20 protein-coding genes and 2 rRNA genes (1 of these 22 running past the window's edge) are annotated in these 23,138 nt (G+C 57.5%); 10 read left to right on the top strand and 12 right to left on the bottom strand.

The annotated features are described in order from the left end of the window. Together ACRRQW_RS12960 and rrf are read left to right on the top strand one after the other, a co-directional pair. Positions 1-1,641 (top strand): 23S ribosomal RNA (locus tag ACRRQW_RS12960) (it extends 1,271 nt beyond the left edge of the window). Positions 1,642-1,728: 87 nt separating this feature from the next. Beyond that, a 5S ribosomal RNA gene (gene rrf / locus ACRRQW_RS12965) occupies positions 1,729-1,844 on the top strand. 676 nt (positions 1,845-2,520) lie between these two features. On the opposite strand, the gene ACRRQW_RS12970 is transcribed toward rrf, so the two are convergent. Next, positions 2,521-4,371: a tetratricopeptide repeat-containing sensor histidine kinase gene (locus ACRRQW_RS12970; RefSeq protein WP_438481888.1), complete on the bottom strand. Its 1,851-nt coding sequence runs from the start codon at positions 4,369-4,371 to the stop codon at positions 2,521-2,523. Positions 4,372-4,630: 259 nt separating this feature from the next. Between ACRRQW_RS12970 and ACRRQW_RS12975 the strand changes: the two genes are divergently transcribed. Next, on the top strand, positions 4,631-5,269 hold the full coding sequence (locus ACRRQW_RS12975; RefSeq protein WP_438481889.1) for a response regulator: 639 nt from the start codon (positions 4,631-4,633) through the stop codon (positions 5,267-5,269). Between the two features lie 127 nt (positions 5,270-5,396). Further along, on the top strand, positions 5,397-6,128 hold the full coding sequence (locus tag ACRRQW_RS12980; RefSeq protein WP_438481890.1) for a PEP-CTERM sorting domain-containing protein: 732 nt from the start codon (positions 5,397-5,399) through the stop codon (positions 6,126-6,128). Between the two features lie 67 nt (positions 6,129-6,195). Here ACRRQW_RS12980 and ACRRQW_RS12985 read toward each other — a convergent pair whose 3' ends face one another. Next, a complete protein-coding gene (locus tag ACRRQW_RS12985; RefSeq protein ID WP_438481891.1) occupies positions 6,196-6,489 on the bottom strand; it encodes a hypothetical protein in 294 nt (97 codons plus the stop codon). A 103-nt stretch (positions 6,490-6,592) separates the two neighbouring features. Further along, a complete protein-coding gene (locus tag ACRRQW_RS12990; protein ID WP_438481892.1) occupies positions 6,593-7,396 on the bottom strand; it encodes a DUF899 domain-containing protein in 804 nt (267 codons plus the stop codon). A gap of 103 nt (positions 7,397-7,499) precedes the next feature. Between ACRRQW_RS12990 and ACRRQW_RS12995 the strand changes: the two genes are divergently transcribed. Further along, positions 7,500-8,378: a DUF1206 domain-containing protein gene (locus ACRRQW_RS12995; RefSeq protein ID WP_438481893.1), complete on the top strand. Its 879-nt coding sequence runs from the start codon at positions 7,500-7,502 to the stop codon at positions 8,376-8,378. Here the strand turns inward: ACRRQW_RS12995 and ACRRQW_RS13000 are convergent. Continuing rightward, entirely contained in the window at positions 8,375-9,070 is a 696-nt protein-coding gene (locus ACRRQW_RS13000; RefSeq protein ID WP_438481894.1) for a lysostaphin resistance A-like protein, read from the bottom strand. The genes ACRRQW_RS12995 and ACRRQW_RS13000 overlap by 4 nt on opposite strands. A gap of 62 nt (positions 9,071-9,132) precedes the next feature. After that, the gene (locus tag ACRRQW_RS13005; protein ID WP_438481895.1) at positions 9,133-9,867 is read right to left on the bottom strand and encodes a DUF3224 domain-containing protein; all 735 of its coding nucleotides are present in this window, start codon (positions 9,865-9,867) and stop codon (positions 9,133-9,135) included. Positions 9,868-10,058: 191 nt separating this feature from the next. On the opposite strand from ACRRQW_RS13005, the gene ACRRQW_RS13010 reads away from it, so the two are divergent. The 3 genes from ACRRQW_RS13010 to ACRRQW_RS13020 all read left to right on the top strand — a co-directional run bounded on the left by ACRRQW_RS13010 (position 10,059) and on the right by ACRRQW_RS13020 (position 12,460). Next, entirely contained in the window at positions 10,059-10,778 is a 720-nt protein-coding gene (locus ACRRQW_RS13010) for a YceH family protein (protein ID WP_438481896.1), read from the top strand. Between the two features lie 8 nt (positions 10,779-10,786). Beyond that, on the top strand, positions 10,787-11,569 hold the full coding sequence (locus tag ACRRQW_RS13015) for an SGNH/GDSL hydrolase family protein (protein WP_438481897.1): 783 nt from the start codon (positions 10,787-10,789) through the stop codon (positions 11,567-11,569). A gap of 87 nt (positions 11,570-11,656) precedes the next feature. After that, a complete protein-coding gene (locus ACRRQW_RS13020; protein ID WP_438481898.1) occupies positions 11,657-12,460 on the top strand; it encodes a 3-keto-disaccharide hydrolase in 804 nt (267 codons plus the stop codon). 69 nt (positions 12,461-12,529) lie between these two features. Here ACRRQW_RS13020 and ACRRQW_RS13025 read toward each other — a convergent pair whose 3' ends face one another. The 5 genes from ACRRQW_RS13025 to ACRRQW_RS13045 form a co-directional block, all read right to left on the bottom strand. Beyond that, on the bottom strand, positions 12,530-13,306 hold the full coding sequence (locus ACRRQW_RS13025; protein WP_438481899.1) for a 3-ketoacyl-ACP reductase: 777 nt from the start codon (positions 13,304-13,306) through the stop codon (positions 12,530-12,532). 97 nt (positions 13,307-13,403) lie between these two features. Beyond that, entirely contained in the window at positions 13,404-14,552 is a 1,149-nt protein-coding gene (locus ACRRQW_RS13030) for a Gfo/Idh/MocA family protein (RefSeq protein ID WP_438481901.1), read from the bottom strand. A gap of 108 nt (positions 14,553-14,660) precedes the next feature. Beyond that, positions 14,661-15,497, bottom strand: coding sequence for a sugar phosphate isomerase/epimerase family protein (locus ACRRQW_RS13035; protein WP_438481903.1), 837 nt, complete (start codon positions 15,495-15,497; stop codon positions 14,661-14,663). After that, positions 15,494-16,906, bottom strand: coding sequence for a glycosyl hydrolase (locus tag ACRRQW_RS13040; protein WP_438481904.1), 1,413 nt, complete (start codon positions 16,904-16,906; stop codon positions 15,494-15,496). The genes ACRRQW_RS13035 and ACRRQW_RS13040 overlap by 4 nt, the downstream gene beginning before the upstream one ends. 115 nt (positions 16,907-17,021) lie before the next feature. Next, on the bottom strand, positions 17,022-17,558 hold the full coding sequence (locus tag ACRRQW_RS13045; RefSeq protein WP_438481905.1) for a helix-turn-helix domain-containing protein: 537 nt from the start codon (positions 17,556-17,558) through the stop codon (positions 17,022-17,024). Between the two features lie 245 nt (positions 17,559-17,803). Between ACRRQW_RS13045 and ACRRQW_RS13050 the strand changes: the two genes are divergently transcribed. Then, the gene (locus ACRRQW_RS13050) at positions 17,804-20,356 is read left to right on the top strand and encodes a TonB-dependent siderophore receptor (RefSeq protein ID WP_438481906.1); all 2,553 of its coding nucleotides are present in this window, start codon (positions 17,804-17,806) and stop codon (positions 20,354-20,356) included. A 92-nt stretch (positions 20,357-20,448) separates the two neighbouring features. Beyond that, complete coding sequence (locus ACRRQW_RS13055) at positions 20,449-21,246, top strand: sugar phosphate isomerase/epimerase family protein (protein WP_438481907.1); 798 nt, start codon at positions 20,449-20,451, stop codon at positions 21,244-21,246. Positions 21,247-21,438: 192 nt separating this feature from the next. On the opposite strand, the gene ACRRQW_RS13060 is transcribed toward ACRRQW_RS13055, so the two are convergent. Together ACRRQW_RS13060 and ACRRQW_RS13065 are read right to left on the bottom strand one after the other, a co-directional pair. Further along, a complete protein-coding gene (locus tag ACRRQW_RS13060) occupies positions 21,439-22,341 on the bottom strand; it encodes an alpha/beta hydrolase (RefSeq protein WP_438481908.1) in 903 nt (300 codons plus the stop codon). Positions 22,342-22,345: 4 nt separating this feature from the next. Further along, positions 22,346-23,101 carry a hypothetical protein gene (locus ACRRQW_RS13065; protein ID WP_438481910.1) on the bottom strand — a complete coding sequence of 252 codons (756 nt, stop codon included), beginning with the start codon at positions 23,099-23,101 and terminating at the stop codon, positions 22,346-22,348. Positions 23,102-23,138 lie beyond the last annotated feature (37 nt).

The following is a 23,138-nucleotide window of genomic DNA, read 5'->3' on the forward strand; positions in this document are numbered from 1 at the left end:
ATGGAGCGTTTGGAAGTGAGAATGCAGACATAAGTAACGATAAAGATGGTTGAAATCCATCTCGCCTCAATTCCAAGGATTCCTGGGGAAGGTTCGTCCTCCCAGGGTTAGTCGGGAGCTAAGACGAGGCCGTAAGGAGTAGTCGATGCACAGCTGGTTTAATATTCCAGCACCACCTTATTAGAGTTCGATACCATAGAGTGACGGAGAAAGTTAACATGAGCGGGGCGTTGATTCCCGTTTAAGTCTGTAGGTTATTCGGGAGTAAAATACCGGATCTATCTGAAAGACGATAAAAAGCAGAGGCCACGGCCGAAGCAATTTGTGTGATACTCGGCTTCCAGGAAAAGCTTTGTGGTTATTTGATAGGGTGCCCGTACCGTAAACCGACACAGGTGGAATAGATGAGTATTCTAAGGCGCGTGGGTTAAATCTCTCTAAGGAACTCGGCAAACTGACCCCGTATGTTAGCTATAAGGGGTGCCTCGCAAGAGGCCACAGATAAGAGTGTCAACCGACTGTTTAGCAAAAACACAGCTCTCTGCTAAGTCGCAAGACGACGTATAGGGAGTGACTTGTGACCAATGCGGAAAGGTGAAAGCCTGGGGTGCAAGCTCCGGGTCTAAGCCCCCGTGAATGTCGGCCGTAACTATAACGGTCCTAAGGTAGCGAAATTCCTTGTCGGGTAAGTTCCGACCCGCACGAATCAAGTAACGAGTTGACAACTGTCTCGGAGAGAGGCCCAGTGAAATTGTAGTGGCGGTGAAGATGCCGCCTACCCGCAGCAGGACGGAAAGACCCTATGCACCTTTACTGTAAGCTGTTATTGTCGCTTGATTTTTAATACGTAGCATAGCTGGGAGACTGCGAAACTTGCCTTCAGGGGCGAGTCGAGTCGTAATATGAAATACCAGTTTTTAATTGTTAGGCGTCTAACCTCGACCCATTATCTGGGCGTGGGACAGTGATAGCAGGTCAGTTTTTCTGGGGCGGAATCCTCCCAAAGAGTAACGGAGGATTACGAAGGTTCCCTCAGCCCGGTCGGTAATCGGGCTATAGAGCGCATGAGTATAAGGGAGCTTTACTGTGAGACCAACAAGTCGAGCAGTTGCGAAAGCAGGTTCAAGTGATCCGGTGGTTGAATGTGGAATCGCCATCGCTCATAGGACAAAAGGTACGCTAGGGATAACAGGCTGATCGCGCCCAAGCGTTCACAGCGACGGCGCGGTTTGGCACCTCGATGTCGGCTCATCACATCCTGGGGCTGGAGAAGGTCCCAAGGGTCCGGCTGTTCGCCGGTTAAAGTGGTACGCGAGCTGGGTTCAGAACGTCGTGAGACAGTTCGGTCCTCTATCCGCTGTGGGCGTTTGTGATTTGAGGGGTTCATTCTCTAGTACGAGAGGACCGAGAATGACGCACCTCTGGTGTTCCGGTTGTCACGTCAGTGGCAGCGCCGGGTAGCTATGTGCGGAAGAGATAAGCGCTGAAAGCATCTAAGCGCCAAGCTCATCCCAAGATAAGATCACAATCCGTCGCAAGACGGTGCAAGGTCCGGGTAGACCACCCGGTTGATAGGGCAGAAATGCAAGCGTAGTAATACGTTCAGTTTACTGCTACTAATGACCTTGCCGGTTTATGCAAAATGCCAGTTTTTAGGCGTTTATTTCACCTACTTACATTATTTTTGTTATTTGAACTTTTTAATTTCTCCGAAAGGAGCACGAGTTTCCTGGTGACCATATACCGGGGGTTCCACCCGTTCCCATCCCGAACACGGCCGTTAAGCCCCGAGTAGCCAATGGTAGTAGGACGTTAGGTCCCGCGAGAGTAGGTTGTTGCCAGGTTTATGGCCCGAATGTTGCGAAAGCAGCATTCGGGCCTTTTTATTTGCTGGTTTTTGCTGAGAGAAAATGAGATCAGTCGTCTAATTCCTCTTCAGGAGTGAGCGCCATGCGTCGTCGCGACGCTCTATAGTGTGCGATTCAATCTTGTAGTTGATTAGAGTTTCAAACCATCGGGCAGTTTAGCTGACGGCGCTCGATTAGGTGAAAAATTAAGTTCAGTTCAATTCTGTGTGAATTGACCGGGTCGAGTTTCTGCGGGCTTCGTAGGTAGCTACTCAATACTCGACGGGGCGATTATACTAACTTTCGCAGGCGCTAGACGAACTTGTCCGAGTTGCTATCTCCCGCAGTTTTCCCGCTGACCGGGTAAATCTGCTTTGAGAAAGTTCCAGACGCTATCGAAACATTGAGACCGCGCGCCTGCATAAAATCGGCGCTGTAATTTTGACGGGAGCGAAAAAAATGCTGTGTTCATGTTCTTCGCTTGGCGTAATAAGAGACAAGCCCGTCTGAAACGCGACTTCAGGCGGAACCGACCTAAACCGATCGCTCTATATCCATCAAATTGCGCGGGATGTTTTCAACAGTGCGAGTGATAACAACGCGAACGACATACTATGGGCCCGCAAATGCACAATATTGCGGCCTTAATCGAGAATTATTCAGCTTCGGACCATTAGTTTGCTGCTTTCCTGCTGCGCGTGGGAATTTCCACCATAAATACGGCGCCTTCACTCGGTTTTGATTCAGCCCAAATTTTTCCACCGTGCAATTCCACCAGTTCACGAGCTAACGCCAATCCGAGTCCGGTCGAAGTTTCCCCGGCAGTAGGCACCGCACTGAGGCGGGAGAATTTTTGAAACAGCTTTTGCTTATCCTCGTCGGTCAATCCGGGGCCTTCGTCGCGCACCGCCAGTTGCACTCGGTCCATCTGCGAGCTAACGGCGATGTGAACGGTGGTTCCGGCTGGCGAAAATTTCAGTGCGTTATCGATGAGGTTTTCCACCACTTGCTGGAGGCGTGTGTAGTCGCCTTCAATTTCTGGAAGTTCTTTCGCCGGCGTGAACTCCACGCGCTGCTGTTTATGGGCAGCTCGGCGCTGAAAAACTGAAATCGTTGCCGCGACCAATGAATTCAAATCCAGAGACGCGAGCGTAAGCTTTAAACGATTTGCCTCGACCGCGGATCCGTCGAGCAGGCCTTGCACCAGCTTGAACATGCGTTCGCTTTCAGCACGGATGGAGCGCGCGGGTTCGATGAGATTGGCTTGGTTTGCCGATTCTTCGATGAGGATATCCGCGGTCATCATCACGCCGACGAGTGGCGCTTTCAGATCGTGCGATGCGAGGTCGAGCAAGCGAGTCTTCGTCTGATTGGCTTCTTCAGCGGCCTCGCGGGCGCGTTGAGTTTGTTCGAAGATGATGCGTTCGGCGCGAACTTTAGCGCGATGCCGCCCCACAATCGCAATAAACGTGATGCTGCTCAAAATCAGCACCACGCCGAAAGCATAGCGCTCTAGTTTGTGGCGCTGTAGTTCGGATTCTTTCAGTGCTAGTTCGTTGTTTTTCTGGAGTTGCGAGGCACGCATTTCGACAAGTTCGCGTTCGCGTTTTTCCGCGTCGAACCGTTCGCGGAGCTCCGCAACGGCGGCCGCGGTTTTCTCACCGGCGACGAGTTCGTTTTCTTTCTCGGCTTTCTTTTGAAAATCGAGCGCTTCGCGAAATTCCTCACGGGCTGCGTGAGCATTGCTCATGGCGGTGTAAAGATTCGCCCACAGTTCGTGGCTCGCGAGTTTTTCGGCAGCGATCTGAGCGTTTTTTAAATAGCTAAGCGCTTCGTCTGCGCGAGCCGCTTTTATGAGCGAAGCGGCCACGGCCACTTGGGCCGAGGCGATGTGGCGGGGAATGCCGAGTTCTTTGCGCAGTGCGAGGGCGCGCAGGTTGTAGTCGAGCGCGGCGATATGGTTGCCGGCATTGGTTTCAACGATCGCGAGGTTGATGATCGCATTGGCCACGCTGCGCCGATTGTTGTTGGCGGTGTGAGTGGCGAGGTTGGCGGTGAGTTGCGTGCGCGCGTCATCGAGCCTGCCCATGTCTATGTAGAGCACCGCGAGGTTGTTTTGAATCTGCAGCCTGAGATCTATCTCGTCGCCGGCTGCGATGAGGGCTTTGGTGAAAAAATCAGCGGATTGCGTCAGATTTTTCTGATGTCGCGCCACGATGCCTCGGCTGTTCAGCACGCGCGTGAGCAAGCGTTTGTCGGCCACGACTTCGGCGACAGTTTGCGCCTCGACGAAACAGGCCTCGGCCCGCGCGTAGTCGCCGCGGTTCCAGTAGATCTGACCGGAGCCGTGCAACGCTTGGGCGCGTTCGAGTTTCTCCGCATCGCCGGCGGGCAAAGCGAGCGCCGCGTCGATCACCGTGCGTGCTTCCGGGTAGTTGCTCGTCATGCGCAGCGCTTCAGCGAGCTGCGTCCGGGCGCGAATCTCCGCCGAAATCGGACGGCTTTCCGCTGGCGCGAGTTTCAATGCCTCGTGTGCGATCTGAACGGCCCGCTGTGGCTCGTTGGCCTGAACGCGCCGTGATTCGGCGAGCAAATTTTCGAAATTTGAGAGTGCGTGGGCCGTTGGTGCGGGCGCGGAGGAGGCAGCTTCAGTTGCCAGCGAATTGCTAAAGAGAACAAGAAAAACGCCCAGGCCAACGAGTCCCGCGCGGCGAAAGAAAGTGATCATCCTGAGTGGGGATTGCAGTTGCCGACAGCGATGAGGGAATCTGTTCTCCAAGTCGATGCCCGACACCGCTTCGCCACGAATTTTGCTCGCCGATGACCACGGGCTGATTCGCGACGCGCTGCCGAGGGCGATTCGAAAAAAAATTCCCACGGCGCAGTTTGAGAAAGTCAGCAACGCCTTCGAAGCGGAAGGCGCCATCGTGGCGACAGATTTCGATCTCGTGGTGCTCGACCTCGGTTTGCCGGGTGCGGGAGAACTGGAAACACTGCGCCGCTTGCGGGTGCTGCGCCCTCATCTGCCGATTTTGGTTTTCACATCGTTTAGCGAGGAGAAGATGGGACGCGCTGCGTTGGACGCCGGTGCGAATGGATTTCTGGCGAAGACGGCGGATCCCGCGCTCATTGCAATCGCGGCGAGCGAGACCTTGGCGGGGCGTGGTTACGTGAGCGAAAAACTCAAAGAGCTACGGACTTCGCGCCCTCCATTTGGGACGTCAACGCATTCGCTTTCCGCCCGCGAATTGGAAGTGCTTACGGATTTGGGTCGCGGTTTGGGGCAGAAAGAAATTGCTGCTCGGCTTGGAGTGAGCGTGCCATCAGTCGCGACGTATCGCGCTCGAATCATGGAAAAACTTAGACTGCGCACGACGGCGGATCTGCTGCGTTATGTGGTGGAAAATCGTCTGACCCGCTGAAGTCCCAATTGAGAAGTGTCGTTAAATAACGACAGGACGTGTTCTCAAAAAAGAGGTAAACTAGACCGCCTTTGCCATTTTGAAGAACGAGTCCCGTTTCTTCCAAAGGTGCACCACCTCACCTGCCATGAACAAAAATAACTTGCTGGGAGCTTTCGCCCTAATCTTGGCGTCGGCTTCGGCTCTTCACGCTCAAGTCCAAATCGTCACTTCGCAATTCACCGACTCGCTCACTTACTCGGTCTCGAACACCGATCTCCTGCAGACGAATCTTTCATCCGCCACCATATCTCCCAGTGGTTATTCCGGCGCGCTCGGGGGTGGAACGTCGATCTCTCGATTGAATGACGGCAACTTTGGCAATTCACGTTCCGATTACAGTGCCGCGGTGGCGTTTGCCTCGGGTGCTATCGTGACATTCAATTTCGACCTCACGACTAATACGGCCGGATACAATATTACCAGCGTCAGCACGTTTGTGGGTTGGGACAATGGACGCGACGGACAGGAATATACGGTAAGTTACTCGCTCGCGTCTGCCCCTGCGACATTCATCACGCTGGCGGTGGTGCCTCAGTTGGCAGCCGGTGATGGTGACGGTTACCCCACGAGTCGGACCAGTGTTACCATCCAAGACTTGGGTGGTGATGCCAACTTGCTCAACGGAGTCGCGGCTTTGCAATTCACTTTCACGGACTTTGAAAATGGTGGCAGCGCCTACCGCGAGATCGATGTGATTGGAAGCGCCGTAGCTTCAGCGATTCCTGAGCCATCCACCTACGCCGCGATGGCTGGTGTTATGTCGTTGGGCTTCGCCGCGTGGCGTCGCTCGCGCGGTTCGAAAGCGGCTAGCGCCTAATCCGTCTTCTAGTTTTGTTTGCTCAAACCCGGCTTCATGGCCGGGTTTTTTTTGTCCACGCGCGGCATCAATTGTCGACTTCGGTCACGCCCGTAGCGGAGCACAACGCGTTGAGCACACGATAAGCAGCGCTGTCCTTGGGATGACTCGCGAGGTTTACCTTAAACCCGCTGGTCAGAACCTGCATCGTGCCGGTGTGCGAGTCGGCGTGAGCGGAGAGCGGGATGCGTTCCAATGCGCGCGCGCCGGGCTGAAGATAAGTTGCGGCGGCCGTGAACTGCGGAGGTTTGTTGGCAACGACCACTCCCGGGCGCACCGTGATTTCCATCCGGCCTTCCGGTGAATCGAATTTGAAGGGCATGTGCGGCAGTTTGATTTCCATAGGAAAGGATATCGCGCCTCCTCCGGATACGCAATGACCATGCCCGGTTATTTAGGAACGGTTAAACGCATGACTGCCTTGGCTAGGATTTCACTTCGTCGGGGTAACGCATCCGGGTCGAACCGGCGCCAAAACCAGGATGGAGAATACGTCCGGCGGGTTTTTCCCACGGCTCCTGACGGCCAAGTGCAGTCTGATCCACGTAGTAGTTCGCGCCGCCCACCGTTTCAGTGCCGCGACCGTAGGTGGAGTAGGTGTGATACACTTTTTTACCGACGCGCAGGAAACAACTTTGGCCGTGAAGATCGAACGGTTGTTCTTGGTCGATGAATGCGCGCGCGGGCGTTTTCATCCACGCCGCCTTCGCGCGGTAGTTGTAGATGAACGGCGTGATTGTTTCGTCGAAAGAAACGTGGAAATCGAAATTGAAGCGACTGTCCGCCGAGGAAACCCACGGAAATTTCCAGCCCATGCGGCGCTTGAAAGCGGCGATTTTCTCCATCGGCGCGCGCGAGATGCACACGAAGTTCGTGTCGCGCCGATGGAGTTGTTGCAGATGGCCGCGGGCGATATGGTCCATCGCGGCAGAGCAACTTGGGCAGCCGTTTTTCAGCGGCTTTCCGTTTTTCCAGAGCCACATGAAATGATAAATGATCAGCTGATCCTGGCCGTCGAAGAGATCAAGCAGCGTGACCTTGCCGTGTGGGCCAGTGAACACGTAAGGCTCGGTTATCTCGACCATTGGCAGACGACGCAGGTCGGCATAGTGACGGTCACGGGCTTTAGTAAACGCCTTTTCTTTTTTGAGAAAGGAGGTGCGCGCTTTGAGCCATTGTTCGCGGGAAACTATTTTGGGCAGGGAGACTTTTAGGGATCGGGGCTTCATGATTGGTGAGACCATTCGCCGTTGGGCGCGTTCCTGCCTCGCCGCGAAGACCGGAAAATGCCCCAAGCACATTTCCGCGTCTCACGGGTCAGGGAACTGCGCGATGCCGACAAAAATTTCTAAATCAGTTCAAAAGATTCGCCCGTGGATCAGCTTTGTCGCACGCGCGGGCTTCGCGGCGAAAGGCACTATTTATTTTGTCATCGGACTGCTGGCGCTGCGCTTGGCGTTGGGGTTTGGTGGCTCCGCTGAAGACATGCACGGTGCTGTCGAGAAAATCGGTAACCAACCGTTTGGAAAAGTGGCGCTGCTCTTACTGGCGTTTGGTTTGCTCAATTATGGCGTGTGGAACGCCGTGCAGTGCATCTGGGATCCCGAGCGCGTGGCGAAGGATTGGATCGGGCGCGCGCTGCGGTTCGGTTTTGGGTTTGGCGCGGGATTAAACTTCTTCCTCGCTTACAAAACCGCCGGCGTGGGGCTCGGGCGCACCTGGGGTGGAGAAAGCGGAGATGAGGCCGTGAAATCGTGGACTGAACTCGTGTTAAGTTGGCCGGGTGGGCGGATGCTCATCCTGGTTGCCGCCGCCGTGACTGTGGGCGTGGCGGTTTCGATGATCGTGCGACTCATCCGTGGGCGCTTCATGGATGTGTTTTCGGATAACGACGGGAAAGATACTTCGGGCTTATGGCTGAAAACCACGGCGCGATTCGGTTTCGTTGCGCAAGCGATTGTGGCGGGACTGATCGCGTGGTTTCTGTGGCGCGCGGGATTGCACGCTGATCCGGCCGAGGCGGGCGGATTTCCCAAGGCGCTGGAGACGCTGCTCCAACAACCTTACGGTCGCTGGCTACTTGGGCTCACGGCAGTCGGTGTGATGTCACGCGGGCTTTTTATTTGGCTGATGGTGCCGTATCGCGAAATCCGCGTGAAAAAAGCAGTGGTGGGTTTGCCTGCACGCTGGCGGCGGATGTTTGGATTTTAAGCGACGGGAGCAAGACGGCTCCGCCGACGAAGAAGCGCGAGAATGACAAGCGCCACCAGCGTCAGTTGCAGGCCGAGCCCAAGCGCCAGTCCCGGCAGGCCGATGGCCTTCATCCGAGCCACGCCGCTTGCAGGGATTAAAATCGATGCACCGGACGGGCCGGCAGAAAAGATTACATAGCTCACCAAATTCCAGCCGAGATGAAGTCCGATGGGTGCGACGATCGATTTGGTTTCCGCAAAGGCAAATGCGCACAAGCCGCCGAAAGCTCCGGTGAGTAAAAACACGTAGATCATCGCAACCGGATTTCCTAGCACGCCGAATGTAAACCAATGATAGATGCCAAAGGCCACCGCGCTCAACCACACGCCACGACGCGGCCCGAGAAAGCGAATGGCTTGATAGAGCAGGTAGCCGCGAAACAGCAGCTCCTCGAACAAGACGGAATTTAGCGTCCAGCGCAGTTGCGTGACCACGAGCCCGAAGCTGAGGCTGGAGTTGAGGCGCCAAGCATCGTTCGTCGCATAGGAAGAACCAATTTGCTGAATCGCCGCAGCCATTCCCGTGACGAGCAAGCCGAGCGCAAACTCACAGCTGCGAATTCTTGGAAAATTGAAACCGAGCGTGCCCAGGCCTTTGTGCTCCCAGCGGAGCAGCACCCAAGAAACGAATAACAGGATTGGCCCGATCATCGAGCGACGTTGAAGCCGGCGCGAAAAAATGCACGCTCCGTCAATTTCACTATCAACTCACATCACGGAGTCGACGTAATCGCGAAGTCGAAGACGTAAATGTGCGCCCCATCAGCGCCGATCTTGATGTCCATCGTGCCGGTTAAACCAATCAGCTCGCCGGTGCCGGAATCCGGGACCACGGTAATCGTGAGCGAAGGTGCGCCGCGGTTCATGGTTCCTGTATGCTGCAAATGAAAGGTGCCGCTGCGGCCCGCCAGTGTGCCGGTGACTTTTTCAATCGCGACGTAACCAGCGGAGCCTTTCGTGGCCGTCATCGCGGTTAACATTTCGCCAGTGGCGGTGGCTTCGAGTTCGCCGTGATATTTTTTGTCGAGCGAGAAACGGCCGACGACCGCATCGGCGGCGGACTGTGGTTTCATGTTCACGTCGAACGCGCCGGAAATTTTCGTGAACTGTTTTACGACAACGGCGGGAGCCGCGGGCGGCGACCACGGACGGACTTCCATGCTGACGTTGTAGTCTTTCGCGGGGTGCGCAGCCGCGACCGCGGTGGCTTCGGCGAGATCGCGTGCTTCAAGGAATAGCAACGCAGTGACTGGCCAAAGGCCGCTCGTTTCATTTGGCGCCGTGATACCTGGATGAGTTGCGTCGGGCGCGATGCTGCGCGGCTCAAGTTTGTGGCCGGCGGCATTCTGTTCGCGCGCCCATGTGGAGATCGCGGTCTGGCGGGCCGCTTTATCGGCGTCGGTGAGCGGGTGTGGACCTTGGCGGAAGAGGATGACAAATGATTTCATGGGCGTGGCGCCAGGCGATGGTGGGAGTGGTGGGGTCTTTTCCGCACGGCAGGCGATTGCGCTGAGCAAGGCGCTGAGGAGGCAAAGCAGAGTGAGTTTCATGGCGGCGGATCTTAGCACGGGGTGCTGACAGCATTGTGTCAGCAGGTTGCGGGATTGCTTTGGCGGAGCGACGGTGCGGAGATTTAGGCATGAATGACACGGATTCAACCAGGCACGATTCGACCGACGCTGGGTTTGTGACGCTCGATGTGCTGGAGGCTCGGGTATTGGGCTGTTTGATTGAGAAAGAAACTACGACGCCCGATCTTTACCCGCTCTCGCTCAACGCGCTGGTGAATGCGTGTAACCAAAAAAATAATCGTGCGCCGGTGATGGCTTTGGGTGAGGCGGAGGTGGAGGGCGCGCTGGATCGATTGCGCAGCAAGCGACTCGTGATGGCGTTTAGCGGAGCAAACGCGCGAGCGATCAAATACCGGCATCGCTTCAGTGAGCGCTTTCCGGTGGAACCGCTGGCGCAGGCGATGCTGGCTGAGTTGATGTTGCGCGGGCCGCAAACGACAGCGGGACTGCGCGGAAATTGCGAACGGATGGTGGCGGTCTCGGAGTTGGCGGACTGCGAAGCGCTGTTGGTTCATTTGAGCGAGCGCTCGGAACCGCTCGTGCGCAAATTGTCGCGGCAGACGGGACAGAAAGAGGCGCGGTGGGTGCAGCTGTTAACGGGAGAGCCGTCGCCGGACGAGGGGGCGGGCGCGTCGGGAACGGACGGCGCGCGCGAAGCGGTGAAAGTCGCCGTGACGATGATGCTTCCGGCGGAAGCAGAAGCGAGGCTGGTCAATTTAGAGGCGGAAGTCGCCACGCTGAAAATCGAACTCGCGCGCTTGCGGGCCGCGTTAGGTGAGGCGGGGTGAGATCGGCGATGCAGATCAAGTCACCGGCCACTTTCTCGCGCTACGTGGCGCTTGGAGACAGTTCTACCGAGGGAATCGACGACCCCGATAGCGTGGGTGGTTATCGTGGCTGGTCGCAGCGTTTGGCGGAGCGCGTGGATGCGGCGCAAGGTGGCGGACTCCTCTACGCAAATCTTGCCGTGCGTGGACTGACGACGCGCCAGGTGCGTGAGCGTCAACTCGCCGACGCGCTCGCGATGCGTCCGGATCTCGCGACGGTCTTTTGCGGCACCAACGATGTCACGAGCTGGCGCTTCGATGCGGAAGCCGTGGCGGCGGATATTGCGCACATGCAACACGCATTGGTGCGAGGTGGGGCGACGGTGCTAAGTTTTACGCTGCCGGACCTCACCCCGCTCATGCCGCTCGCGCGGGTGATCGCGCCACGCATCGCCGCATTGAATCGGGCGCTCGCGGCGGCCTCGCAAGCAAGCGGCGCAATCCTGGTGGATTTCGCGGCGTATCCGGTGGCAACGGATCGGCGGTTGTGGAGCGACGATCGCATTCATGCCAACGCCGCTGGTCACGCGCGCATCGCGGACGCGCTGGCTCACGCGTTGCGATTGCCGGGGAGCACTCCTGCATGGCAAAAATCATTTCCGATCGAGCTCGCGCAAACTTGGGGCGAGTGGTGGTCATGGGAAATGCGTTGGTTTAAGCGCCACTTCGCGCCGTGGGTTTGGCAAGGGCTTCGAGGCCATTCCTCGGCGGATGGCCGGGGTCCCAAGCGTGCCGCACTTGCTCCGTTGTGAGTGAGCGGATTGACGAGCACCGATCTGGCACTGGGCCCAGTCGGCTCGCTTGACTTATGGAGGGACGGCAAACTCAGTTGAGTTCCCATGAAAAATTCCACGTTGCGGTTGCTCGTTGGTTTGGCGGTTTCCATGTTCGGAATACATTTTGCGCACGCGAATGATAGCTCAGCGCCAGGGCGAAAATGGATTTCGTTGTTTAATGGAAAAAATCTCGATGGTTGGACGATTAAGATCGCCGGCCGTCCGCTGGGCGAAAATTACGCGGACACGTTTCGCGTGGAGGACGGAATTATCAAGGTAGCCTACGACAAGTATCCGAAATTCGGAAAACAGTTCGGGCACCTTTACAGCAACGTCGCTTATTCGCGTTATATTTTGCGCATGGAATATCGTTTCGAGGGCAAGATGATGTCTGACGCGCCGAGTTACGTGAACCTCAACAGCGGCGTGATGATTCATTCACAATCGCCGCAAAGCCTGCCGCGCGATCAGGAATTTCCCGCTAGCCTCGAAGTGCAGTTTCTTGCCGATGAGGGCAAGGGCTCGCGACCGACGGGCAACATGTGTTCGCCCGGCACGCACATCGAAATGAACGGCAAGTTGATCACCCAGCACATCGTTCAATCCACCGCGCCGACTTTTGCTGCAGGCGATTGGGTCAAGATCGAGGTGGAAGTCCACGGTTACGATGAAGTCATTTATCGTGTAAACGGCATGGAGGTGTTGCGCTACCAGCACCCGCAACTCGACCCGAAAGATCCGTGGGCGGCTGCGATCATCAAAGCGGGTGCCGCGCGCGAATTACATTTCGGTCACATCGCGCTTCAAGCGGAGGGCCAGCCGGTGTGGTTTCGCAACATCGAGATCATGTCGCTGGAAAAGCCGTGAGCTCGCGCTGAATACGGTAAATAAAAAAGGCGACCGCGAGGTCACCTTGAAGAGAAACTGGGCTGCCGATTACAGACGCGGAATAGTCAGGCCGCCGTCGACCATGATGACCTGACCGGTTGAAAACGGGAAGTCGCCGCGGGCGAGGGCCGCGACCGAGCGACCGATGTCGTCCGGGAAACCCCAACGCGGTTGGACGCAGAGTCCGCCGGCGATGAGCTTATCGTATTTGTCGGTCACGCCTGCAGTCATGTCGGTCTTGATGACGCCGGGGCGCACTTCGTAAACCGGAATACCTTCGCCGCCGAGACGGGTGGCGAAGAGCTGCGTGAGCATGCCGAAGCCGGCTTTCGCGATGCAGTATTCGCCGCGGTTAATCGACACCACCGTCGCGGAGATCGACGTGATGTTGACGATGCAACCGAAGAAGTTCGCGTCGGCTTTCTTGGCGGCGACCATTTCGCGGGCGAAGGCCTGCGTCAGGAAGAACACGCCCTTCAAGTTGGTATCGACGACGTAATCGTAGGATTCCTCGCTCGTCTCCAAGAGATCGGCGCGGACTTTCGGCGCGACGCCGGCATTGTTGACGAGGAGGTTGATCGACGCGCCGCCGGTGAAGGCTTTGACGGCGGCGAGGATGGCATTGCGGCCTTCCACGGAGCCGACGTCGCCGCGCGCGTAACCGACTTTGACGCCGGCGGCGCGAAGTTTCGCGAGCGGTTCGGCGACAGCGGCTTCATCGCGCACGCCGTTGATGATGATGTCCCATTTTTCGGCTGCGAGTTTTTCGGCAATGCCGAAACCGATGCCACGAGAGCCACCTGTTACTAAAGCAACTTTAGACATGAGAATTTTTATTTGAACCACAGAGGCACAGAGACACAGAGAAAGCCAATGATTGGACTCCGTGAACTCTTTGTCTCTGTGGTTTGTTTTGGATTGGTTACTTCAGTTCGGGAACGTCGAGCCAGCGGCGCTGGGCCCAGGAGTCGAGGGCGACTTCGGCGAGTTGCACGCCTTTGGCACCTTCGAAGAGATTCCATTGGAACGGCGAGTCGGTAACGACGTGCTTGAGGAAGAGTTCCCACTGGATCTTGAACGCGTTGTCGTAAACGCGCTGGTTCGGGACGCGCGTCCAACCATCCTTGTAGTTGATCGGGCTGTCGACGTCGGGATTCCAAGTGCAGCGCGGCGTGGCGGCGAGGGATTGCGCTTTGCAATCGCGGAGACCGGCGACGGCGGACCCGTGCGTGCCGTCGACTTGCAGCGTGAGGAGATCTTCGCGGTCAACGCGGACGGCCCACGAGGAATTGAAATGACAGATCGTGCCGTTCTTCAGCTCGAAGGTCGCGTAAGCGGCGTCGTCGGCCGTAGCCTTGTAAGGCTTCGCGGCTTCGTCCCAACGCGTCGGGATGTGTGTCGCGCCCAAGCAGGTGAGGCTCTTGATGTCGCCGAAGAGATTCTGGATCACATACTGCCAGTGGCAGACCATGTCCACGATGATGCCGCCGTCTTCTTCTTTGCGGTAGTTCCAGGACGGGCGTTGGAGTTGCTCGTATTCGCCGGTGAAGACCCAGTAGCCGAACTCGCCGCGCACGGAGAGGATCTTGCCGAAGAAGCCGGTATCGATGAGATACTTCAGTTTCACGAGACCAGGCAGCCAGAGCTTGTCTTGCACGACGCCGTTCTTGAGGCCGGCGGCGGTGACTTCCTTCGCGAGCGCGAGCGCTTCGGCGGAGGTCGTGGCGGTGGGCTTTTCGCAGTAGATGTGTTTTTTCGCAGCGATGGCCTTGCGCACGCCGATCGGACGCTGGCCGGTGAGGGTGGCGTCGAAATAGATTTGGTTTTCCGGTTTCGCGAGTTCCTCGTCGAGGTTTGTGGAGACGCGCGACACACCGACGCGAGCGGCGAGGGCCTTGAGTTTGGATTCGCTGCGGCCGACGAGCACCGGATCAGGAATGATGACCTCGGAGTCGGAGAGCTTCACGCCGCCTTGGTCAATGATGGCCTTGATCGAGCGGATGAGATGCTGGTTGGTGCCCATGCGTCCCGTGACGCCGTTCATGATGATGCCGATTTTGTGAACTTTCATTTGGAGTGTAGTAGTAGGTTGAAATTTTTGAACCACAGAGACTCAGAGATCACAGAGAAAATTTCTGAGCCGCTCTGTGTTCTCTGTGTCTCTGTGGTTAATTAATAATTAAACGTGGTCGCGGTAGGCTTGGACGATTTTCTTGAGGTAGGCGTCCTGATCCGTTGCCCACAGACGATTCGAGAAGACTTCGACTTCGTTGAAGCCTTTGAAACCGGTCGCTTCGATCCACGAACGGATCTGGCGGAGATTGATGCAGCCTTCGCCCATCAGGCCGCGATCGAGGAGGAGATCGGTGGTGGGCGTGCGCCAGTCGCATACGTGGTAGGCGAAGAGCGCATTGAGACGACCGCAGCGCGCGATTTCTTGTTCGAGTGCCGGATCCCACCAAAGGTGATACACGTCGGCGGCGACACCGACGTAGGAGGATTTGAGTTCCTCCACCATGTCGTTGGCCTGACCGAGTGTATTCACGGCGGAACGCGCATCGGCATACATCGGATGCAGCGGCTCGATGGCGAGTTTCACGCCGGCGGCTTTGCAGTCGTCGAGCAGCGAAGCGATGCCATCGACGATTTGCTTGCGCGAGGCGACGAGCGATTGCCCGGGCACGGCGCCGCACACGAGCACGATCATTGGTGCGCCGAGGGCGTGCGCTTCGGCGATGGCTTTGCGATTATCGTCGAGCGCTTTGCGACGGTCGACTGGCGTGAGAGCGGGAAAAAATCCCCCGCGACAAAGCGAGACGATCGACAAGCCCTGGTCGCGTATCAACTGGCCCGTTTTTTGGATATCGCGACCTTCGAGAGTGTCGCGCCAGACGGTAATCCCTGTCACACCAGCGGCGGCAAACTTGGTGGCGCAGGTTTCGATCGACCACGGTTTCGTGGTGATCGTGTGAACGCACAGGCGCGAGAGATCGCGGAGAGGGGCAGCGGTGTTCATGATTTAAGGCACCCGAAGAAGGTGTAATCTTTCTCGCCTTTGATGATGCGTTGCAGCGTGAGTGCAGCTTCGCGGAGGTGGTAGTCGCCCCACATGCAGGCTTCGCCGCACGGGACCTTCTGGCCGGCGGGGATATTATCCCAGCCGTTCGGGCGGTGATAGACCGAGTGCAACAAGAGGCCTTGATGCTTCGGATCGATGCCGAGATACGCGTCGCTGAGGAGCGTGCGCATCGTGGTGAGGCCGGCTTGCCAATATTTTTTACCTTCCGTCGTGTTGATGCCGAGATAACGACCGAGACGGAGCAGACCTTGCACGCCAATCGCGGCGGCCGAGCTGTCGACGGGTTCGTGATCGTTGAAAATCTCGGCGTTGCGCGAGCGCCAGTCACCGAGCTTGTGGAGATTAGGCGCGCCACCGTCCCAATACGGGATGCCGTCGAGCGCGGTGCCTTGGATATACCAATCGCAGGTCGCCTTCGCGGCTTTGAGAAGAATCGCTTCCCACTTTGCGCGGCCGCCGAGCGGTTCAAGGTCGGCGTCGGAAACGGTTTTGAGGAATTCCAGTTCCTCAGCCATGCCGACCATCGCCCACGCGAGACCGCGCGTCCACGTGGTGAAACCGGAGAAACCTTGCTGCGAGTTCGGACAACGGAAGCGACCGTCGTTGGTGTTGAAGACGGCTTCGTGCGTCGTGCGGCCGCGTTCGGCGGGGACGTCGTAGCTGTCGCGGCCTTCGCCGTAGTAAATCGAATATTTCGCGGTAGCTTCGGCGTGGAGAAGACCGCGTTGCAGGAGCGAATGCGCGGCATCGTTTTCCGCCATGAGTCGGTGACCGAGTTTGTGCGCGACCATCAAAATACGCACCGAGCGAATCGTATCGACGAAGAGCGAGTGCGGGCCGTTGAAGGAGTAAATGTAGCCGCCTTCTTCGTTCCCACGCGTGCCGTTGGCGCCGCCGTGCTGAATGCGGGACCAGCGGGAAGCTTGCGCGGCGCCGGAGGTTTTGATCGCGAGCTCACAGAAGTCGATGTGCGTGGCCGGAAGTTTACCTTCGAGTTGGAGGCGCAGCCAGTTGCCGTAGGTCGAGAGATTGTTGAACCCGTGATCGTGCACGCCGATGTGCGAGACATGCGACGCCATGCGGTCAACGGTGAGTTTCGCGGCGGCGTCGGCGAAACGCTTTTCGCCGGTCGCGTCGAATTGCAAGAAACCCGAGCCATAGCTGAAACCTTCTGTCCACTCGGTCCAGCCGCGCGTGGTGTATTTGCCGCCGACGGTGAAAACGGGCGAGCCCTTGGCGGGGTCGTATTCCTTGAAGATCAGGTCGATCTTTTCGCCGGAGAGTTTCCAGAATTTTTCGAGAGCCGGCGTGAGGGCCGAGGCTTGAAGGTTATTGTCGATTTGCATGAGGCGTTTAGTTGGGGAGTTGAGTCACGGAGTAAAGTGAGGCGAGGGAAGGACCTTGGGGGTAAAATAAACTCTGTGTGCGCTGCGCAGTGTTCCCTGTGCTGAAATTTTGAGCTTAGTAACGTTTGTCCTTCCGCAGGTGGAGAATCAGAAAACGGCTTTCTTCGAGCGACTCGTAGGTATGCTGCTGGATCGCGTCGAATTGCATGCACTGGCCGGCGGTCAACAAGCACTCTTCGTGCGGCAGCGTGAGGCGGAGTTTTCCTTCAAGCACCCAACATACCTCGGTGTCGTCGTGGTGGATCTCAGGCCGTGAGACTTTCGAGTTCGCGGGCGCAGTGCCAAGCAATCCAACGACGTTCGCAAAACGGATTTCGCGAAACTTAAATTGGCCGGCGCGATGCGAAGCTTCTTCGCTGCGATGGGCAAGGGGCGACTCCGCGAGCGCGAGCAGGTCGGTGGCGCTCATGCCGAACGCGCGACCGAGGCGATACAGCGTGTCGAGCTCCGCGGACTGTTGGTTGCGTTCGAGCTTCGAAATCACTGCCGCCGACACGCCTGATTTTTCCGAGAGATCGGCCAGCGTCATCTCATGCTGCTCGCGCAAGCGACGCAGCACGCTGAAGTCGAATTTGTCGGGCGGGGTAGCCAAAGTAGCTTCGAGGCTGTTTTTTATGATTTTCGCATCAAGCAAAAAAATGGCTTAAAAGTGCGTTCAGCGAAACAAGCCAATCGAGCTGTTTGAGATGAAATTTCATAGTGCAAATGGCCCGCGAGATTCGATCGTGGTGGCCTTCCGATAATAAAAAATAAGCCGATTCTCAGAGCTACATAACACTTGATATTTTATGATTATCATAATTATTAGCCAACTTACTCCCCTTAACCCCTTATCGTATGACCCTCCGCCAATCCGCTGGATTTACGCGGGCGCGGACAGCAGGCTTTTGCTGTCTGGCCTTTCTTTCCCTTCGAGCCGTCGCTCAGACGACCACGCCGACCGATGCGCAAGCTCCCGGCTCGACCGTCGAGTTGCCGACCTTCACCGTTTCCACCAGTCAGGATAAAGGTTATCGCGCTACCAATTCCGTGTCCGCGACACGCGTCGACACGCCCATTAAAGATCTGCCGTTCGCCATCACGGCGTTAACGGAGCAATTCATCACCGACACCGGGGCGCGCGAGCTGACGGATATCGTGAACTTCGCTCCTGGCGTCACGAGTGGGGCGAAAGAATTTACGCAGGGTAACAATCGTTATTCGATTCGTGGTTTCGACGGTGACGTCACGCCGCAACGCAACGGGTTCATCGGCAATCGTTACGTCGACGCCGGTAACATCACACGCGTCGAAGTGGTCAAAGGTCCAGCCTCGCTCCTTTATGGCCAGATCACGCCGGGCGGCACGGTGAACTACATCACCAAGCGCCCGCAGGACAAATCGTTCACGCAAATCAAACAGCAGGTCGGCACTGACAGTTTTCTGCGCACCGATCTCGATGTGAATCTCGCGCCCGAAAACGCCGGTGGTCGCTTCAAGGCCCGCCTTGTCGGCGCCTACGAAAACGGCTTCCAATGGACTGACCCGGGCGAAAGCAAATCCACGCTCATCGCGCCGAGTGTGGCGTTTAAAGTCACCGAGAACTCTACGCTCATCCTCGACTACGAACGCTTCCGTCGCCGCGAAACGCCGCTCGTCGGCATGATGCCGAATCTCTCGGTCAGCGTTGCCGCGACCGCCGCTAATTTCCCGAACGTCGCTGACCGCGCCCGTGCGCAGGCCTATGTCGACGTCGGTAATTTGAACCTCGGTTTCCGCGCCGCGCCGCCGCTGCCGTATGATTTCAATTACGTGAACGACACCGATTACCGCAAATCCGACTTCGATTCGTTCAACCTCGAATACGCGATCAACCTCGGCAGCAACTGGACGGCACGCGTGAATTACGCGTGGAACGATTTCTACATCGGCAATAAACTCACCGGCCTGGCCGAGTTCACGGTGACGCCGGCTGCGGCGTATCTCGCGACGAAAAATCGTTTCGATTACGTCGCCGAAGTCGTCGCCAATCCTGCAATTCTTTCCGATCCGAACAAGACGGCGTCTGCGCTGCTCACGCGCCGCAAGCGCATCGAAGAATCCGCGGGCAACTCCGACACCTTCCAAGCCGAAGTCACGGGCAAGCTCGCACTCGGCAACGTCACGGTGAAGCCGCTTTTCGGCGCTTATCTCAGCAAGAGCGAAAGCTTCGCGCGTCGTCGCGAAAGCACCACGGCCCCGGGGGCCGGCGTGGCGAACGTCAACACGACGCCGACGCAACACTTCCAGCCTTGGGATTACAATAACCCGTCGACCTGGGATCGCTCCGGCCTCTACGACGAGTTTTCTTTGCCGTGGGGCAATCTTCGCGAAGGCACCGGCGAGGAGAGCGCGCTTTACGGCGTGCTGAATGCGAGCTTCTTCGACGACCGCCTGATCGCGATCGGCGGCGCGCGCTACAACAAAACCAAATCCACCGGCATCAACTATCTTCCGACCGTGGCCGCCGTGCCGGGCGCCACGATCCCGGATCCGGATTACGAAGCCACGAAAACCACGCCGCAATTCGGCATCGGTTACAAAGTGCGCCGCGACCTGCTGTTGTTCGCGAGCTACTCGGAGTCGTTTTTCATCGAGGAACGCGTGCTCACGCTTTTCAACCCGGCTTACAATCCCGCGCTCCCGACTAATGCGACGACGAATCCGCTGACGATCAGCGCGCCGGCGTTGCCGACGACGGGCAGCGGTTACGAATTCGGCGTGAAGACCGATTTCTTCAACGGTCGCGTTTCGTCCACGGTGTCGCTCTTTCATCTGGAGCGCGAAAATCGCATCCTGCGTTTCCGCGAAACCGCCGTTGACGGCACCTTCCCGACGATCACCCGCCAAGGCACGGTCGACGAAAGCGAAGGCGTGGAAATGGAAGTCACTTGGTCGCCACTCGACAACTGGCAGATCTACGCGACCGCGACATTCATGGACATCAAGACCACGAAGGCCACGTTCCCGGCGATCCCCGTAAACGCGGATCCGATTTACCAAGCCGCGTATGTCGCCGCTTACAACGAAGCTGTCGGCCTAGTGTTGAATGCCGTGCCGGAAGGCTCGGCTGAAACGCTCGGTTCGTTGTGGTCCCGTTATTCGTTCAATGACGGCTCGCTGCGCGGATTGTGGGTTGCCGGTGGTTTTGTTTACACGGGTGAAAAAGCGCAACGCACGGCGAACCCGACGCTCTTCTACGACGCGCACACGGTGTTCGATGCGGTCGTTGGCTACGATTGGAAGTGGCACGGCCGCGACATGGGCGCTTCGCTGTCTTGGAAAAATGTGACTGACGAACAGTATTTCCCCGCCAATCAGGCGCGCGGTTTGCCGTCACGTTTCGTGCTCAGTCTCTCGGCCAAATTCTAATCTGAAATAATTGTCAGGGTTATGAGGCCGCCGTGGGGGCGGCCTTTTTTTTCTCGTCAATCTCGGCTCACACTTTGCAGCATCGCCGCCCCATGAGCTACCAACGCACGTTTTCCAGCCTCGGCTGCCCTGAACTCTCGCTCGACGGCGCGCTCGCACTGGCGCAGCGCCACAGCCTGCCGTTGGTGGAACTGCGCGCGGTCGCTGGCGGCGTGGACGTCGTGGGCTATTTCTCGAAGACCTACGGCACGCCCGCGCAACTCGCAGAGCACTTGAAAAACTCGCCGGTGCGCCTCGTCTCACTCGACACGAGCCTGCATCTGATCGGCGACACGGATGTGCAGCGCGAACAGTTTCTCGCATTCCTGCCATGGGCAGAAGCACTCGGCGTGAAATGGCTGCGGGTATTCGATGGCGGCAAAACCGACAGTGACGCCGAACTCGCTGCCGCTGCCGCCACGGTGCACTGGTGGCGCGAGTTGCGTGCAAAAAATAATTGGCGCGCCGACATCATGATCGAGACGCACGACTTGTTGTTCACGGCGAACGCGATCAATCGTTTCCTGAAACTCGCGCCGCGCATCGGCATTTTGTGGGACACGCATCACACGTGGAAACGCGGCGGCGAAAATCCCGTCGATACGTGGCACGCGATCAAAGCCGACGTCGTGCACCTGCATGTGAAAGACAGCGTCAGTGTCCCGAGTGGTAAGCACCCGTTCAGCTACGTGCTGCCAGGCGATGGCGAATTTCCGATGGCACCGCTGCGCGAAATTTTGAAACAGGAATACCACGGCCCGATCAGCCTGGAGTGGGAACGCTTGTGGCATCCGCACCTCGCCCCGTTGGAAGAACCGCTGCGGGTGGCGACGGAACGCGGCTGGTGGTGAGTTAAATCCTGGCGCTTCGGTGCGCGTCAAATGGAGGCGGGGCCATCAGCCCCGCGAGTTAGCGACTTGGTCAGCGTCAATGTAGGTTGCGCGCTCGCGCGCAACGTGGCGTGCAAGCCCGCCACCTACACAGGTATTTCGAAGATGATGTCCCGCGAGGCTGATGGCCCCGCCTCCAATTTCGGACGGTTACTATTTCCCGACGGGGAGAATCTTTTGATCGGTCAGGAATTTTTCCATTAAAGCGGGCAACTTTGCTTTCCACTCGGGCACCGTCGCCCCATGGCCGCAGCCGGTCATCGTGATGAATTCGCAGGTGTTGCCGGTCGTGATCAGCTTTTGATGCAGTTCCTGCGCGATCGCGTAAGGCACCGTCGGGTCTTTGTCGCCGTGGAGCAGGAGCGACGGCGGCATTTTCAGATCGAGATTTTGAGTGGCGGAACAGGCGTCGCCGTGGCCAGCAAATCGCTCGCTACGCTGGCCTTTCCCATCCGAGGAAGTGTCGGCGGCGGGCCACATCAAGATCAGTGCGACCGGTTTTTCGAGCGGCGTTTCCTGGGGATCGCTGCCCGGGGGCGTTTTGGTAATCGCGGTCCAGATGGCGAGGTGTCCGCCGGCGGATGAACCGCCGACTACTATTTTCCTCGGATCGAGGCCGAGTTCTTTCGCATGCGTTTGCAGCCAGTTAACTGCCGCGCGCGCGTCGGCGATGCACGCGGTCGCGTCGGTTTTGTGACGCGAGGAAACCCGGTAATCGGCGGCGACGCCGATCATGCCCCACGCCGCGGCTTGCTTGGCGAAGCCGGCGGAATTCGTCGGCACGCCGCGCACGAAACCGCCGCCGAAAAAGTGAATGTAAACGGGACGCTGGTCGGTGGCCTTCCAGCCTTCCGGTTTGAACACGTGCAGGCGCATCGGTTCGGGCGCGACCTCGTGGTAAATAAAACTCTCCGCGCCAGGCAACGTGAGCGGGGTGACCACCGATTTGGCGGGGGTCTTTTTTTCGTCGGGCTCTTGGGCTCGGAGCTGGGTGCCGAGCACGAGCGGAATGACGACGCAGCGCAGTGCTTTGAGAAACTGTTTTTTAAGGGACATGGGATTAAGGTTTTTTGGAATTGGGGACGCTTTGATCGAGGTATGCCTTCACTTCGAGTTCACCGAGATCCACGCGCCCTTTGCGTTCCAACGACACGAGCGTGCGAACTGGTTTTTTGGTTTCCACGCCGAAGTGCGGTGCGCCGCTGGTGATGAGAGCGGCGGCGACATCGTCCATCATCACCCCTTCGGAATGCGTGCTCATGCGCGCACGCCAGAGCGGGACTTTTTTCTTTTGAGCGAACGAGGCATAGTCGTAAGCGGTGACGACGATGAAATAACGACTGTCACGGGAATCATCGTTCACGGCTTCCTGAACCATCGGAATACTCAGTGGATCGACTTGGTTTCCGCCCACGAGCGTGAACATTTCATTTTGATTGGAGAACACTTCGAGCGGCGAGGCTTCGCCGGGTATTTCGAACTCTTCGATTTCCGGATCGACGGCGCCCCAGCGAAAAACCAGCACCACGGTCGGCGGAACTTGCTGGCTCATGACCAGGTAATTTTGCCGGGCAAGCGCGACGGCGAATGCGCGCAGGGTTTTGCGCTGGTCGGGGAGCGGGTCGCCGCGAGTGGCACTTTTAAAAGAACCGACGACCGGGTAATAATGAATGGGTTTCTCCTTCGTGGGTGGCGCGATCTTTCGGCCGGCCACGGTCATGTCCACATTCACGTTCACCTCGCAGTCGCGTTGAGCGGCGTGGGACGACGCGAGTAGCAACGAAGCTAACAAAACCGTGAGGAGTGAACGGATCATGGAAGCGAAAGAATTACACTTAACCAGCCCATGAAGT

It is taken from the genome of Oleiharenicola lentus (assembly GCF_051660365.1).
In the GTDB taxonomy this organism is placed as follows: domain Bacteria; phylum Verrucomicrobiota; class Verrucomicrobiia; order Opitutales; family Opitutaceae; genus Lacunisphaera; species Lacunisphaera lenta_A.